The following is a 14,720-nucleotide window of genomic DNA, read 5'->3' as shown; positions in this document are numbered from 1 at the left end:
CTCCGTCAGGAGGGTCCGGGCTCCCGCCTTTCCCCGGCCCTCGACGCGCCCGTCCCGGCCGGTCCGTCCGTTGGAGCAATGTCCGTCCCTCGTACGAGGTACGTGCCATGCCTATGCGATCGACGCCTCATAGCGTGATCGTATGAACACTCCTCCGCGGACCCGCACCGTCATCGGCTGCACGCTGCTGGTGACCGCCCTCGGCGCGGGCTTCGCCGCCTGCGGTTCCGACGGCAACCCCCTGTCGGACAAGCCGTACGACGCGGCGGACCAGATCTCCTTCAACGGCCCCGCGGAAGGCAAGCGGGCCGACCCGGACAAGCCCCTGGAGGTCACCGCCAAGGACGGCGAGGGGCGCATCACGGACGTCACCGCCCAGGACGCCACGGGGCGCTACGTGGCGGGCGAACTCGCCGCCGACGGCAGCCGGTGGCACAGCACCTCCCCGTTGGCCGCCAACGCCCACTACACGGTCCAGGTCAGTACCGAGGACGACGACGGGGCGCCCGGTCGCAAGGTCCTCAGCTTCGACACCAGCAAGCCGACCACCAAGAAGCGGCTGAACGTCACCTTCGGGCCGGACGCGGGCGAGTACGGCGTGGGACAGCCCATCACCGCCCAGCTCGACCAGGAGGTCAAGGACCGGGCCCAGCGGGCCGTCGTGGAGCGCGCCCTGAGGGTCGACTCCACTCCCGCCGTGCCGGGCGCCTGGTACTGGGTGAGCGGCAAGGAGCTGCACTACCGCCCCAAGGAGTACTGGCCCGTGCACGCCACCGTCCGGGTGCACAGCAACCTGGACGGCGTCCGGGTCGGCGACCGGCTGTGGGGCGCCGGGAGCAAGCCGCTGAAGATCACCACCGGCGACAAGCTGGTGGCCGTCACGGACGCCGCGGCCCACCAGATGACGGTCTACAAGAACGACAAGGAGATCAACCAGATCCCGGTCACCACCGGCAAGCCCGGCTACGAGACCCGCAACGGCGTCAAGGTGATCCTGGCCAAGCAGTACTTCGTACGCATGCGCGGCACCACCGTGGGCATCGCCGAGGGCAGCTCGGACTCGTACGACCTGCCGGTCTACTACGCCACCCGGGTCACCTGGTCGGGCGAGTACGTCCATGCCGCGCCCTGGTCCGTCGGCTCCCAGGGCTACGAGAACGTCAGCCACGGCTGCACCGGCATGAGCACGGGCAACGCGGAGTGGTTCTTCGACACCGTCCGCGAGGGCGACATCGTCAAGGTCGTCAACTCCAACGGCGACCCGATGGAACCGTTCGGCAACGGCTTCGGCGACTGGAACGTCACCTGGGCCAAATGGCGCACGGGCAGTGCGCTGGCCAACGGCAGACCGGACGGTCCGGCCCCGGAGGCGGCGGTGAGACTGCAGCCGGAGAGCGTCTGAGTCCCCTCGGGGACAGCCGGCGAGGGCCGCGGGGGCCGCGGCGCGCACAGCCCCCGCACCCGCGCCCGTCAGGCGCTCAGCAGCCGCTTCTGCCGGAGCAGCGCGGCCAGTGCCCCAGCGAACTCGACGGGGTCGACCGGCAGGGTCACCGCCGCGTCGGCCCGGCTCCAGGTGGCCAGCCACGCGTCCTGCGGCCGCCCCATCAGCAGCAGCACCGGCGGACAGTTGAACACCTCGTCCTTGATCTGCCGGCACATGCCCATGCCGCCCATCGGCACGGCCTCGCCGTCGAGCACGCAGACGTCGATGCCCCCCTTGTCCAGCTCGGCCAGCACCGCGTGCGGCGTCGCACACTCCACGAACTCGACCTGGGGCACGTCCGGAGCCGGCCGACGGCCGGAGGCCAGCCGTACCTGTTCCCGGGTGTTGGAGTCGTCGCTGTAGACCAGCACCGTGGCGGTCGGCTGCATTGTTCCTCCGAGACGTCAGTGTCGTACGGACAGCTGCGAGCAGGGCCGTTCGGGGCGGATGTTACTCCCCTGAACCCCACGTCAGCACTGGTTCGGCAGGCAGCAACACTCCGAACGGCACCCCCCGGAGTGAGGGCGGGATAAGCGACCGACATAATGTCGGTCGTGGCGACAGCAACGACAGTAGAAACCGGGCACGCGCACCCGTCGGTCAACCGGCCGAACCTCACCAGCGTCGGAACCATCATCTGGCTGAGTTCCGAGCTGATGTTCTTCGCGGCCCTCTTCGCGATGTACTTCACCCTGCGTTCGGTGACCGGACCGGATCACTGGAAGACGATGGCGCACGCGCTCAACGTGCCCTTCTCCGCGACGAACACCACGATCCTGGTGCTCTCCTCGCTCACCTGCCAGCTCGGCGTGTTCGCCGCCGAGCGCGGTGACGTGAAGAAGCTCCGGGGCTGGTTCATCGTCACCTTCATCATGGGTGCGATCTTCATCGGCGGTCAGATCTACGAGTACACGGAGCTGGTGAAGAAGGACGGCATCTCGCTGTCCTCCGACCCGTACGGCTCGGTGTTCTACCTGACCACCGGTTTCCACGGCCTGCACGTGACGGGTGGCCTCATCGCCTTCCTGCTGGTCCTCGGCCGCACCTACGCGGCGAAGAGGTTCACGCACGAGCAGGCGACCGCCGCGATCGTCGTGTCCTACTACTGGCACTTCGTCGATGTCGTCTGGATCGGCCTCTTCGCCACGATCTATTTGATCAAGTAGCCGGGACCGCTCCCGCATATCCAGAAGCATCGACGCAGAAGATCCTGACACCGGGGTAATCCGTGAAAAAGCTCTCCGCACGACGACGCCATCCGTTGGCGGCACTCGTCGTCCTACTCCTCGCGCTGGCATGCACCGGGGGGCTGTACGCCGCGTTCGCACCCGCGAGCAAGGCGCAGGCTGATGAAACCTCCCAGTCCCTGACCATCGAGGAGGGCAAGAAGCTCTACTCGGTCGGCTGCGCCAGCTGCCACGGCACCGGTGGACAGGGCTCCTCCGACGGGCCGAGCCTGGTGGGCGTGGGCGCAGCCGCCGTCGACTTCCAGGTGGCCACCGGCCGTATGCCGGCCGCCACCTCGCAGGGTCCGCAGGTCCCGAAGAAGAAGAACATCTACACGCAGGCGGAGATCGACCAGATCGCGGCCTACGTCGCCTCGCTGGGTGCCGGTCCCCAGGTGCCCACCAAGGACCAGTACGGCCCGATGGGCGCCGACGTCGCCAAGGGCGGCGAGCTGTTCCGCACCAACTGCGCCCAGTGCCACAACTTCGTCGGCAAGGGCGGCGCGCTCACCAAGGGCAAGTTCGCGCCGGACCTGTCGGGCGTCGATCCGAAGCACATCTACGAGGCCATGCAGACGGGCCCGCAGAACATGCCGTCCTTCCCCGACACCACCCTGTCGGAGAAGAACAAGAAGGACATCATCGCGTACCTGAACGCGGTCAACGGCGACGAGACGGTGAACCCCGGCGGTCTCGACCTGGGCGGCCTCGGGCCGGTCAGCGAGGGTCTGTTCGCCTGGATCTTCGGTCTCGGTGCACTGATCGCGGTCGCCGTCTGGGTCGCCGCTCGGACCGCAAAGGCCAAGAAGTCATGAGTAGCCAAGACATTCCAGAAGAGAACCTGCCCGCTGAGCAGGACCACGCGCACGGAGCCGTGAGCGTCGCGGACGAGGAGAACCCGTTCGCGGACCCGGGGCTGCCGCCCCACGAGCACCGGATCCAGGACATCGACGAACGGGCCGCCAAGCGGTCCGAGCGCGTCGTCGCCCTGCTGTTCACGGTGTCGATGCTGGCCACCGTCGGCTTCATCGCCTCGTACGTGACGATCTCGCCCGCCAAGGCGATCTTCGTCTTCCCGATCGGACACGTCAGCGCGCTGAACTTCGCGCTGGGTCTGTCCCTCGGCGTGGCGCTGTTCTGCATCGGCGCGGGCGCGGTCCACTGGGCCCGCACCCTGATGTCCGACGTGGAGGTCGCCGACGACCGGCACCCCATCGAGGCCCCCGCCGACGTGCGGGCCAAGGTCCACGCGGACTTCAAGCAGGGTGCCAAGGAGTCGGCGCTCGGCCGCCGCAAGCTGATCCGCAACACGATGTTCGGCGCGCTGAGCCTGGTGCCGCTCTCCGGCGTCATGCTGCTGCGCGACCTCAGCCCGCTGCCGGGCACCTCGCTCCGCCACACGCTGTGGTCCAAGGGCAAGCTGCTGGTCAACATGAACACCAACCAGCCGCTGCGCCCCTCGGACGTCCAGGTCGGCTCGCTGACCTTCGCCAAGCCCGAGGGCCTGGAGGAGACCGACGAGGACTTCCAGAACGAGATGGCCAAGGCGGCCCTGATGATCGTCCGGCTCCAGCCGGACAACATCAAGGACAAGCGCGAACTCGAGTGGTCGCACGAGGGCATCGTCGCCTACTCGAAGATCTGCACCCACGTCGGCTGCCCGATCTCCCTGTACGAGCAGCAGACGCACCACGTGCTGTGCCCGTGCCACCAGTCCACCTTCGACCTCTCCGACGGTGCCCGAGTGATCTTCGGCCCGGCCGGTCACGCCCTGCCGCAGCTGCGGATCGGCGTGAGCGACGACGGTTACCTCCAGGCGCTCGGCGACTTCGAGGAGCCCGTCGGTCCTGCATTCTGGGAGCGCGGATGAGCACTGCGACGAACGAAGAGCCCCGCAACCGCGGGAAGGCTCCGGCCGGCGAGCGGATCGCCGACTGGGCCGACGGCCGGCTCGGGATCTACTCCCTGGCCAAGTCCAACATGCGCAAGATCTTCCCCGACCACTGGTCGTTCATGTTGGGCGAAGTGTGCATGTACAGCTTCATCATCATCATCCTCACGGGTGTGTACCTGACGCTGTTCTTCCACCCGTCGATGAACGAGGTGGAGTACCACGGCACGTACGCCCCGCTGCAGGGCCAGCTGATGTCCGAGGCGTTCAGTTCGACCCTGCACATCTCCTTCGACGTGCGCGGTGGTCTGCTCATCCGGCAGATCCACCACTGGGCCGCCCTGATCTTCCTCGCGGGCATGTTCGTGCACATGATGCGCGTGTTCTTCACCGGCGCGTTCCGCAAGCCGCGTGAGGTCAACTGGCTGTTCGGCTTCCTGCTGTTCGCCCTGGGCATGTTCACCGGTTTCACCGGTTACTCGCTCCCGGACGACCTGCTCTCCGGCACCGGTGTCCGCTTCACCGAGGGCGCGATCCTGTCCATGCCGATCGTCGGCACGTACATCTCGTTCTTCCTCTTCGGCGGGCAGTTCCCGGGCCACGACTTCGTGGCGCGGTTCTACTCGATCCACATCCTGCTGCTGCCGGGCATCATGCTCGGTCTGATGGTGGCGCACCTGATCCTGGTCTTCTACCACAAGCACACGCAGTTCGCGGGTCCCGGAAAGTCCGAGAAGAACGTCGTCGGCATGCCGCTGCTGCCGGTGTACATGGCCAAGGCCGGAGGCTTCTTCTTCCTGGTCTTCGGTGTCATCGCGGCCATCGCGGCGGTCACCCAGATCAACCCGATCTGGGCCATGGGCCCCTACCGTCCGGACCAGGTGTCCACCGGCGCCCAGCCCGACTGGTACATGGGCTTCGCCGAGGGCCTGATCCGCTTCATGCCGGGCTGGGAGATCAACTTCTGGGGTCACACGCTCGTCCTGGGCGTGTTCATCCCGCTGGTCCTGTTCGGTGTGGTCCTGGCCGCGATGGCGCTCTACCCGTTCATCGAGTCCTGGATCACCGGCGACAAGCGCGAGCACCACATCCTGGACCGCCCGCGCAACGCCCCGACGCGTACCGCGCTGGGTGTCGCCTGGGTCACGATGTACATGATCACGCTGGTCGGCGGTGGCAACGACCTGTGGGCCACCCACTTCCACCTGTCGATCAACGACGTCACCTGGTTCGTCCGGATCGGGTTCTTCGCCGGACCGGTCATCGCGTTCTTCCTCACCAAGCGGATCTGCCTCGGTCTGCAGCGTCGGGACCGCGACAAGGTGCTGCACGGCCGGGAGACCGGCATCATCAAGCGCCTGCCGCACGGTGAGTTCATCGAGGTGCACGAGCCGCTCAGCCAGGAGCAGCTGCACACCCTCACGGCTCACCACCAGTACGAGCCGGCCGAGATCGGCCCGACGGTCGACGAGAACGGCGTCGAGCGCAAGGTGAAGGGGTCCGAGAAGCTGCGCGCCAAGCTCAGCAACGCCTACTACGGCGAGGACCAGCAGATCCCGAAGCCCACCGTCGACGAGTACAAGGAGATCACGAGCGGCCACGGCCACCACTGATCCTGCGTCGCCACGCCACGGCGAAGGGCCCCGTCCGGTGTTCGGACGGGGCCCTTCGCCGTGCCCGGGGCTGGATAGGGTGGGACGCACCTTCTTCTCCGGGACACCACTTCCGTCTACGACACCCAGGAGCGGCCTTATGAGCGCTGTGACCCCCGCTGGAGGCGACACCGCGGCGGGCCGTTCCTGGCCCGCCCTGCTGAACGGCCTGCTGGAGGGCCGGGACCTCAGCGCGGACGACACGGCCTGGGCGATGGACGTGATCATGCGCGGCGAGGCCACCGACGCGCAGATCGCCGGGTTCGCGGTGGCACTGCGCGCCAAGGGCGAGACCGTCGAGGAGATCACCGGGCTGGTCCGCACGATGTACGAGCACGCGAACGTGATCGAGGTGCCGGGCCGGACCGTCGACATCGTCGGTACGGGCGGCGACGGCGCGAAGACGGTGAACATCTCCACGATGTCCTCGATCGTCATCGCCGGCACGGGCGCGAAGGTCGTCAAGCACGGCAACCGGGCCGCATCCTCGGCGTCCGGTGCCTCGGACGTCCTGGAGAAGCTGGGCGTCAATCTGGAGCTGACGCCGAGGCGTGTCGCGGAGGTCGCCGAGGAAGCCGGCATCACGTTCTGCTTCGCCATCAAGTTCCACCCGGCGCTGCGGCATGTGGCCGCCGCACGCGGCCAGTTGGGGATCCGTACGACCTTCAACGCCCTCGGCCCGCTGACCAACCCGGCCAGGGTGAGGGCCCAGGCGGTGGGCGTCGCCGACCCGCGCATGGCCCCGCTCATCGCCGGCGTCTTCGCCGAGCGCGGCAACTCCTCCCTGGTCTTCCGCGGTGACGACGGCTTCGACGAACTGACCACGACGGCCACCTCCCGGGTCTGGGTGGTCCGCGACGGCAAGGTCACCGAGGAGTCCTTCGACCCGCGTGACGTCGGCATCGAGCTGGTCCCGGTCCAGGCGCTGCGGGGCGGTGACCCCTCCTACAACGCCGAGGTCGCCCGCCGCCTCCTGGACGGCGAGACCGGGCCGGTCCGGGACGCCGTACTGCTGAACTCGGCGGCGGCCCTGGTGGCTCTCGATCCGGGCCCAGGCACGCTGGCCGAGCAGATCCGCGCCGCTATGGACAGGGCCGCCGAGTCGGTCGACTCGGGCGCGGCCAAGCGGGCGCTGGAGCGCTGGGTGGCCGCCAGCAACGCGTGACAAGGGGATCGCGGTCCCGCGATCCGGACAGGAGTTGCGGGACCGCGATCACTTCACGTACGTTCCTGTCCAGGTCATGAGTGACAGTCATGAGGCCCCGGCCGACTGTCCGGCAACCCTCCGTCCGTGGCGGGGTGCCCCGGGTGAAGACCAGGTCGTAGGCAGCGAGGTCTACGGCAAGCGCGGACCCCTCGACAAGCCAGGGGTCCTGGTCCTCGAGGAGCCTCCCGTGAGCAAGCGAATGCGATAGGGCCGCCGAGCCCCGCCTCCGCGCACCCTTCTTCTCTTCTTCTCGTACGTCCTTTTGGCGTACGCCTCACGGGAGTTCACCCATGTCTGTCTCCACCGCTGCCTCCGCCACCTCCGTCCGCGCCCCGCTGCCCGTTCTGGGCCGGGACGTCACCGTCCCGCTGGTCACCGGCGGCGAGGTCACCTACGCGGCCCTCGACTACGCGGCCAGCGCCCCCGCCCTGCAGCGGGTCTGGGACGACGTCGCCGCCTACGCGCCGTACTACGGCAGCGTCCACCGCGGCGCCGGCTACCTCTCCCAGCTCTCCACGGACCTCTTCGAGAACGCCCGCGCGACCGTCGCCGAGTTCCTCGACTGCCGGGCCGACGACCAACTGGTCTTCACCCGGTCGACCACCGACTCCCTCAACCTCCTCGCCGCCGCCCTCCCTGCCGGCTGCCAGGTCTTCGTCTTCGAGACCGAGCACCACGCGAGCCTGCTGCCCTGGAAGGACGCCCGGGTCAGCTACCTCGACGCCCCGCGCACCCCGGCGCAGGCCGTCGAGACCCTGGAGCGCGCCCTCGCCGACCGTGACCCCCACGGCCCGGCCCTGGTCTGCGTCACCGGTGCCTCCAACGTCACCGGCGAGCTGTGGCCGGTGCGCGAGCTGGCCGCCGCCGCCCACGCGCACGGCGCCCGGATCGTCCTGGACGCGGCCCAGCTCGCCCCGCACCACCCGGTCTCCGTCCGTGACCTGGACGTCGACTGGGTCGCCTTCTCCGGGCACAAGCTGTACGCCCCCTTCGGCTGCGGAGTGCTGGCCGGCCGGGCCGACTGGCTCCAGGCGGCCGACCCCTACCTCGCGGGCGGCGGCGCCAGCCGCAAGGTCACCCGGCGCGCGGACGGCGGAGTGGACGTGGAGTGGCAGGACAGCGCCGCCCGCCACGAGGCCGGCTCCCCGAACGTGATCGGCGCCTACTCCATCGCGTCGGCCTGCAAGGCGCTCACCGAGGCCGGTTTCGACACCCTGGTGGCCCGGGAGCAGTACCTGGTCGACACGGTCCGCTCGGGCCTCGCCGAGGTCCCGCAGGTCAAGGTGCTCTCCCTGTTCGGCGACGACGCGCCGCGGGTCGGCGTGATCTCCTTCGTCGTCGAGGGCTGGAACAGCTCGCACTTCGCCGCCGCCCTCTCCGCCGAGTACGGCATCGGCGTCCGCGACGGCCTCTTCTGCGCCCACCCCCTGGTCCGCACCCTGCTCGGCAGCGACCCGCAGACCCAGGGCGAGTGCGGCGCCCCCGAGGCCGCTCCCGGCGAGAAGTCCCTGAACGCGATCCGGGTGTCCTTCGGCGCGGGCACCCCGGACGAGCATGTCGAGCGGTTCGTGACGGCGGTACGGGAACTGGTCACCGAGGGTGCGAAGTGGTCGTACCGCACCGAGGACGGCCGCTGCGTCCCGGCGGTCTGACCGCCCGCGGGTGGCTGGTGCTGCGACCGGAAGGGTTCACTGGCTCGCGACGCCCGGCACGGCACTCCCCCAGCCTTCGGCCGGGGGTACCCCCACGCCGCCGCGTTGTCGCATCACCCGAGTACGTCCAGTACGCGGGCGACGCTCCGTCTGGCGAGGCTCCCCCACTGCCTGAACGGCGTGGGAGGTGCCCCCAGCACCGGACGCCGCGAGCTGCTCGGCAAACCTCCCCGGACAGAACAACTAGCCGTCCAGCCCGATGGCGAACGCCGCCTCCAGGTCGTGCTGGGAGTAGGTGCGGAAGGCGACGTGCGTGTCCGTGGCCTCCACGCCCGGGATCTTGCTGATGCTGCCGGGGATGACCTCGGCCAGGTCCTCGTGCTGCTTGACCCGGACCATGGCGATCAGGTCGTAGGTGCCGGTGACGGAGAAGACCTCGCTGACGCTGTCCAGCGCGGCGATCCGTTCCGCGATCTCGGGGATCCGGTCCACGCTGGTCTTGATGAGGACGATCGCGGTGATCACGGCTGGTTCTCTCCCTCGGAGGCCGGAGCTGGGGCGGCTTTCACTCTAGCTGTACGGCCATAACGCACCCACGCGTAGCCGAAGCCCAGCGAGAACCCCACCAGGTGCGCCAGGTAGGCCACCCCGGGCCCCTGCGTGGCGCGGCCCGCCGCCAGCCACTGCAGGGAGACCCAGAAGGGCAGCACGACCCAGGCCGGGAAACGCAGCGGCAGGAAGAACAGGAACGGCAGGAGACTGGTCACCCGGGCGCGGGGGAAGAGGAAGAGGAACGCTCCGAGGACCGCCGAGATCGCCCCGGAGGCCCCCACCAGCGACTGCTCGGAGGTGGCGTTGGCGGCCGCGTAGCCGAGCAGGGCCAGATAGCCGCAGCCGCCGTAGAACAGGGTGAACTCCACGGCGCCCATCCGCTCCTCGGTCATCGCGCCGAAGACGAACAGGAAGAGCATGTTGCCCAGCAGGTGGACCCAGCCGCCGTGCACGAACAGGGCCGTGGCCGGGGTGAGGACCTCCCGGGCCGGGCCGTCGAACAGGTCCGCGGGGACCACGCCCCAGCGCCGGAAGTACGCCCGCTGGGCGGCGAGCAGCGCGTCCCCGGACCCGTACGCCGGGGTCAGCCCGGAGGCGGGCCCCAGGACGAAGACCAGACAGCACAGGGCCATCAGGCCGTACGTCATGGGCGCCGGGGTGCTCCGCACCGCCCGGTAGGTTCGGCCGGCCGCCGTGCTCCAGTTGCTGATCACGACTACAGAGCATGACGTAACGGGACGCAGTGGCACAGAGTGCCTCGCCGCTGTGGACGGACGGGCGGCGAGTACCCGCCAGGCCGTAGGGTTACGAGCCACACGCGTCGGGGAGACGACGCGTCACGGACACTGGAAGAAAGCGAACAGTCACGATGACGGTTCCCCTGCCGACCGCCACCACGCGGTGGCGCTGCACCCTGTGCGGCAACCTCACCCGGTTCGACGTGACCCGCTCGTCGAAGGTCGTCGAATACGTCCACCTCGACCTGGCCGGTGAGCCGAGCGTCGAGGAGCGCGAGGTGGTCAGTGAGACCATCGAGTCGGTGCGCTGCCGCTGGTGCAACGCGGTGGACCAGGTGGAACTCGTGGACAGGCCGGGCGCCGACTCCTGAAGCCAGGAGCCGGCCCCGCGAGGCGATGGGGTGTGACGGATGGTGGAGACCGCGGGCGGGGGGCCGGACGACGGCACCGCCGAGGTGCTTGACCGTCCCCTGCCCGACGGTGTGCGCCGCCGGGTCGTGCAGATCGTCTCGGACGGCTTCGGCGGTCTGACCGTCGGCGAACTGCCCGCCCAGCTCCGGCAGTACGCCCGGTTCGCCCCCAATCGCCGGGCCAAGTTCGCGGGCAACGCCATGGCCGCCGCGCTGGAGACCGATCCGCTGTTCCGCCAGCGCATCGGGGAGAAGTTCAGAGAGGCCCAGCCGGAACTGGCCGGCGCTCTCGAATCAGGCTCCCCGCCCCCGGCCGCGGACCCGCTCGACGTGGCGGCCGCGGCCTATGTACTGCGCCCGACCGGTTGGGTGAAGCTGGTCGCCGCGGCCGGCGAGGAGGCCCAGCGCGCCGACGCCGAACGGGCCGGCGAGGAGAGCCGCGCCGAGCTGGAGCGGCTGCGCGAGGAACTGGCCCAGGCCCGCGGGCAGACCCGCAGCGAGACCGAACGGCTGCGCGGCGAGCTGGAGTCGGCGAAGAAGGAAGCGGAATCGCTTCACCGCAAGCTCCGCGCGGCCCTCAGCGACGTCAAGCGCGGCGAGGCGGCCCTGCGCAAGGTCCACCACGAGATGGAGGCCGTACGCGCCGAGGGGCAGGCGCAGGTGTCCGCCGCCGAGAGCGAGACCCGGCGGCTCAAGGGCCGGCTGGCCGAGGCCGAGGCCGCGCTGGAGGCCGCCCGGCGGGCGGCCCGCGAGGGGCGCAGCGTCGAGGACATGCGGGTACGGCTGCTGCTCGACACCGTGCTGGAGGCGGCCCAGGGGCTGCGCCGGGAGCTGGCGCTGCCGCCCGTCTCGGTGCGCCCGGCGGAGACCGTGGACGCGGTCGAACCGGGACGAATGACCCCGAAGGACATCGCGGCCCGCGCCCTGTCCGAAAACGATCCGGCGATTCTCGACCAGCTTCTGGCCCTTCCCCAGGCGCATTTGGTCGTCGACGGCTACAACGTGACCAAGACCGGTTATCCGCAGATGCCGCTGGAGAAGCAGCGGCTGCGCCTGCTCGGCCAGCTCTCCCAGCTCGCCGCGCAGACCGGCGCCGAGGTGACCTGTGTCTTCGACGGCGCCGAACTCGCCGCGCCGGTGCTGCTCGCGCCGCCGCGCGGGGTGCGGGTGCTGTTCTCCAAGCCGGGCGTCACGGCCGACGAGCTGATCCGCCAGCTGGTGCGCGCGGAGCCGCCGGGCCGTCCGGTCATCGTCGCCTCGACCGACCGGGAGGTGGCCGACGGGGTCGCCAAGGCAGGTGCCCGGCCGGTGGCCTCTGTGGTGCTTCTGCGGCGACTGTCCTGAACGTTCAACCTGCGTAGGCAATGCCCGAATTGACCGGACCCTCGCGCCACTTAGTGTCAATCGCGCCTCACTGGATGTGAGTTGAGTGCAAAGAATGCATTGCGTAACCGGGATTTTTTGCTCCAGGATTTGAACTGATCACAGCGAGGTCACTAGGGTCTGGGCTCGAACCTCCACACGGGTGATCACTCAAAAGAAGGAGCCCGTCTCCGTGGCGTCCCATCGTCGACCGAAGCAGCCCAGTCGCACGCGCGTGACCGTGCTGACCACCGCGGCAGCCGCCGCCGTCGCCCTCAGCTCCCAGGCCGCCAACGCGGCCCCCGCCGAGAAGCTGAGCAAGGACGAGGTCAAGGCGAAGGTCGACCAGCTCTACCAGCAGGCGGAGCAGGCCACGGAGAAGCTCGACGGAGCCCAGGAGAAGCAGCAGAAGCTGCAGAAGGAAATATCCACGATCCAGGACAATGTGGCCCGTGGTCAGCAGGAGCTGAACAAGCTGCGGGACGGTCTCGGTTCGCTGGCCACCGCGCAGTACCGCTCGGGCGGCATCGACCCCTCCGTCCAGCTGTTCCTGTCGTCCAACCCGGACGACTACCTCGACAAGGCGTCCACGCTCGACCAGTTGAGCAGCCAGCAGGTCGAGGCCCTGAAGAAGATTCAGGACAAACAGCGCGAACTCGCCCAGGAGCGGGCCGAGGCCACCGACAAGCTCAAGGACCTCGCCGCCACCCGCACCGAGCTGGGCAAGCAGAAGAAGGACGTCCAGGGCAAACTCGCCGACGCGCAGAAGCTCCTGAACACCCTGACCGCCAAGGAGAGAGCGGCCCTCGACGCCGAGCAGCAGCGCGCCAACCGCTCCGCCACCCAGCGCGTCGACCTCGGCAACGGCACCCCCGCCTCCGGCCGGGCCGCCGCGGCCTTCTCCGCCGCCCAGAGCCAGATCGGCAAGCCGTACGTCTACGGCGCCACCGGCACCGCCTCCTACGACTGCTCGGGCCTGACCTCCTGGGCCTACGCGCAGGCCGGCATCTCCATACCGCGCACCTCCGAGGCCCAGGCCACCATCGGCGCCCACCTCTCCATGGACCAGCTCCAGGTCGGCGACCTCGTCTTCTTCTACGGCGACCTGCACCACGTCGGCCTCTACGCGGGCAACGGCCAGGTGCTGCACGCCCCGCACACCGGCGCGGTCGTCCGCTACGAGGCGATGAGCGACATGCCGTTCCAGTTCGGCGTGCGCGTCTAGGCCACCCGCCGGGCCCCGCCCGCCCCGTCTTGATCAACACGCCGTGCCGCCCGAACGAGCGAATCACGGCGACCCGAACTGACTCCACGCCCCGCCACTGACCTGCGTCAGCGGCGGGGCGATCGGTTTGCGCGGCCGTCGGGGTCTTTGGCCGCCGCCCTTCCGCACGGCTACTGTCTGCCGCGTTTCCCCGGCGCCTGGGTCTCCCCGTCCCCGGCGTCGGGGGAGCGTCTCCTGTCAGCCAGCGGAAGGAGCACGGCTTCCCGTGGGGTCCCATCGTCGCCCAGTACCGTCCGGGTTCAACCGGGGCGCAGGCGCCGCCCTGTGCGCGCTGTCGGCCGCGGCCGCCGTCGCCGCCCTCGGCGCCGCACCCGCCACCGCCGCACCGCGCAAGAACACCCGTGCCGAGGTGGACCGCCTCTACCAGGAGGCCGAGAAGGCGACCCAGGCCTACGACCAGGCCGACGAACGCGCCGGAGTCCTGCGCAGGCAGATCAGCGACGCCCAGGACCACATCGCCCGGCAGCAGGAGCGGGTCAACACCCTGCGGGAGGCGCTCGGTTCGCTCGCCGGCGCCCAGTACCGCTCCGGCGGCCTCGACCCCGCCGTCGCGCTGCTCTTCTCCGACGACCCCGCCGACTACCTCGACAAGGCCTCCACCATCGACCGCGTCGGCGCCCAGCAGGCCGACCAGCTCAGGCAACTCCAGTCGGCCCTGCGGGAACTCACCCAGGAGCGCACCGCCGCGGCCGGCCAGCTCGCCGAGCTGGACCGCAGCCGCCAGGCCGTCGCCGCCCACAAGAGGACCGTGGAGCAGAAGCTGGCCCGGGCCCGGCAGCTGCTCAACTCGATGCCCACCGACGAGCGCGCCTCCTACGAGCGGGCCTCCCGCGACAGCGGCGGCGGTCTGCCCGACCTCACCGGCGCCCTCGCCTCCGCCCCCGCCCCCGACGGCCGCGCCGGGGCCGCCGTCGCCGCCGCCCTCTCCGCGCTCGGCCGCCCCTACGTCTGGGGCGCCTCCGGCCCCTCCGGGTTCGACTGCTCGGGCCTGATGCAGTGGTCGTACGCGCACGCCGGTATCCATCTGCCGCGCACCTCGCAGGAGCAGCGGTACGCCGGCCGGCAGATCCCGCTCTCCCAGGCGCGCCCCGGCGACCTGGTCGTCTACCGCTCCGACGCCAGCCATGTGGGCATGTACGTGGGCAACGGGCAGGTCGTGCACGCCCCCTACCCCGGGGCGCCGGTGCGCTACGACCCGGTGGGCATGATGCCCATCGCCTCGGTCACCCGTCCCTGACGGCCCTGGCCCGGGGCCGTACGATC

General features: G+C 70.0%; 14 protein-coding genes and 1 riboswitch. Of the genes, 11 read left to right on the top strand and 3 right to left on the bottom strand.

The features are described 5' to 3' along the window. Positions 1-142 precede the first annotated feature (142 nt). Positions 143-1,402, top strand: a complete 1,260-nt coding sequence (locus ACFYMM_RS05335) for an Ig-like domain-containing protein (RefSeq protein ID WP_388384046.1) — start codon at positions 143-145, stop codon at positions 1,400-1,402. A 68-nt stretch (positions 1,403-1,470) separates the two neighbouring features. On the opposite strand, the gene ACFYMM_RS05330 is transcribed toward ACFYMM_RS05335, so the two are convergent. Further along, complete coding sequence (locus ACFYMM_RS05330; RefSeq protein ID WP_388384044.1) at positions 1,471-1,872, bottom strand: hypothetical protein; 402 nt, start codon at positions 1,870-1,872, stop codon at positions 1,471-1,473. Between the two features lie 156 nt (positions 1,873-2,028). Between ACFYMM_RS05330 and ACFYMM_RS05325 the strand changes: the two genes are divergently transcribed. The 6 genes from ACFYMM_RS05325 to ACFYMM_RS05300 all read left to right on the top strand — a co-directional run bounded on the left by ACFYMM_RS05325 (position 2,029) and on the right by ACFYMM_RS05300 (position 9,111). Next, complete coding sequence (locus ACFYMM_RS05325) at positions 2,029-2,649, top strand: heme-copper oxidase subunit III (protein ID WP_388384043.1); 621 nt, start codon at positions 2,029-2,031, stop codon at positions 2,647-2,649. A 62-nt stretch (positions 2,650-2,711) separates the two neighbouring features. After that, the gene (locus tag ACFYMM_RS05320; protein WP_388384041.1) at positions 2,712-3,524 is read left to right on the top strand and encodes a c-type cytochrome; all 813 of its coding nucleotides are present in this window, start codon (positions 2,712-2,714) and stop codon (positions 3,522-3,524) included. Then, positions 3,521-4,579 (top strand): Rieske 2Fe-2S domain-containing protein, encoded by a 1,059-nt coding sequence (locus tag ACFYMM_RS05315; RefSeq protein ID WP_388384039.1) that lies wholly within the window; start codon positions 3,521-3,523, stop codon positions 4,577-4,579. The genes ACFYMM_RS05320 and ACFYMM_RS05315 overlap by 4 nt, the downstream gene beginning before the upstream one ends. Beyond that, on the top strand, positions 4,576-6,213 hold the full coding sequence (locus ACFYMM_RS05310) for a cytochrome bc complex cytochrome b subunit (RefSeq protein ID WP_388384037.1): 1,638 nt from the start codon (positions 4,576-4,578) through the stop codon (positions 6,211-6,213). Before ACFYMM_RS05315 ends, ACFYMM_RS05310 begins: the two co-directional genes overlap by 4 nt. Before the next feature lie 139 nt (positions 6,214-6,352). Further along, positions 6,353-7,417, top strand: a complete 1,065-nt coding sequence (trpD, locus tag ACFYMM_RS05305; protein WP_388384035.1) for an anthranilate phosphoribosyltransferase — start codon at positions 6,353-6,355, stop codon at positions 7,415-7,417. Between the two features lie 72 nt (positions 7,418-7,489). Next, positions 7,490-7,606: riboswitch (SAM riboswitch) on the top strand. A gap of 143 nt (positions 7,607-7,749) precedes the next feature. Further along, on the top strand, positions 7,750-9,111 hold the full coding sequence (locus tag ACFYMM_RS05300) for an aminotransferase class V-fold PLP-dependent enzyme (RefSeq protein ID WP_388384033.1): 1,362 nt from the start codon (positions 7,750-7,752) through the stop codon (positions 9,109-9,111). A 243-nt stretch (positions 9,112-9,354) separates the two neighbouring features. Here ACFYMM_RS05300 and ACFYMM_RS05295 read toward each other — a convergent pair whose 3' ends face one another. After that, entirely contained in the window at positions 9,355-9,636 is a 282-nt protein-coding gene (locus tag ACFYMM_RS05295; RefSeq protein WP_388384031.1) for an Lrp/AsnC family transcriptional regulator, read from the bottom strand. Next, positions 9,633-10,376: a rhomboid family intramembrane serine protease gene (locus tag ACFYMM_RS05290; protein ID WP_388384029.1), complete on the bottom strand. Its 744-nt coding sequence runs from the start codon at positions 10,374-10,376 to the stop codon at positions 9,633-9,635. The genes ACFYMM_RS05295 and ACFYMM_RS05290 overlap by 4 nt, the downstream gene beginning before the upstream one ends. A gap of 155 nt (positions 10,377-10,531) precedes the next feature. Between ACFYMM_RS05290 and ACFYMM_RS05285 the strand changes: the two genes are divergently transcribed. The 4 genes from ACFYMM_RS05285 (at position 10,532) to ACFYMM_RS05270 (ending at position 14,694) form a co-directional block, all read left to right on the top strand. Beyond that, entirely contained in the window at positions 10,532-10,771 is a 240-nt protein-coding gene (locus ACFYMM_RS05285) for a hypothetical protein (RefSeq protein ID WP_388384027.1), read from the top strand. Positions 10,772-10,810: 39 nt separating this feature from the next. After that, the gene (locus tag ACFYMM_RS05280) at positions 10,811-12,154 is read left to right on the top strand and encodes an NYN domain-containing protein (RefSeq protein WP_388384025.1); all 1,344 of its coding nucleotides are present in this window, start codon (positions 10,811-10,813) and stop codon (positions 12,152-12,154) included. A 211-nt stretch (positions 12,155-12,365) separates the two neighbouring features. Further along, on the top strand, positions 12,366-13,397 hold the full coding sequence (locus ACFYMM_RS05275; protein ID WP_388384023.1) for an NlpC/P60 family protein: 1,032 nt from the start codon (positions 12,366-12,368) through the stop codon (positions 13,395-13,397). A 265-nt stretch (positions 13,398-13,662) separates the two neighbouring features. Beyond that, positions 13,663-14,694 (top strand): NlpC/P60 family protein, encoded by a 1,032-nt coding sequence (locus ACFYMM_RS05270; protein WP_388384021.1) that lies wholly within the window; start codon positions 13,663-13,665, stop codon positions 14,692-14,694. Positions 14,695-14,720: the final 26 nt, after the last annotated feature.

Source organism: Streptomyces sp. NPDC006739, assembly GCF_042869815.1.
In the GTDB taxonomy this organism is placed as follows: Bacteria; Actinomycetota; Actinomycetes; order Streptomycetales; family Streptomycetaceae; genus Streptomyces.
Note: the sequence above shows the minus strand (reverse complement) of the source record. Positions and strands in the feature narration are given on the sequence as shown.

Excerpts from the sequence above, each read along its gene's own strand:
- ACFYMM_RS05335 (WP_388384046.1), top strand. The coding sequence starts at position 143 with ATGAACACTCCTCCGCGGACCCGCACCGTCATCGGCTGCACGCTGCTG.
- ACFYMM_RS05330 (WP_388384044.1), bottom strand. The coding sequence starts at position 1,872 with ATGCAGCCGACCGCCACGGTGCTGGTCTACAGCGACGACTCCAACACC.
- ACFYMM_RS05325 (WP_388384043.1), top strand. The coding sequence starts at position 2,029 with ATGTCGGTCGTGGCGACAGCAACGACAGTAGAAACCGGGCACGCGCAC.
- ACFYMM_RS05315 (WP_388384039.1), top strand. The coding sequence starts at position 3,521 with ATGAGTAGCCAAGACATTCCAGAAGAGAACCTGCCCGCTGAGCAGGAC.
- ACFYMM_RS05310 (WP_388384037.1), top strand. The coding sequence starts at position 4,576 with ATGAGCACTGCGACGAACGAAGAGCCCCGCAACCGCGGGAAGGCTCCG.
- trpD (WP_388384035.1), top strand. The coding sequence starts at position 6,353 with ATGAGCGCTGTGACCCCCGCTGGAGGCGACACCGCGGCGGGCCGTTCC.
- ACFYMM_RS05300 (WP_388384033.1), top strand. The coding sequence starts at position 7,750 with ATGTCTGTCTCCACCGCTGCCTCCGCCACCTCCGTCCGCGCCCCGCTG.
- ACFYMM_RS05285 (WP_388384027.1), top strand. The coding sequence starts at position 10,532 with ATGACGGTTCCCCTGCCGACCGCCACCACGCGGTGGCGCTGCACCCTG.
- ACFYMM_RS05280 (WP_388384025.1), top strand. The coding sequence starts at position 10,811 with ATGGTGGAGACCGCGGGCGGGGGGCCGGACGACGGCACCGCCGAGGTG.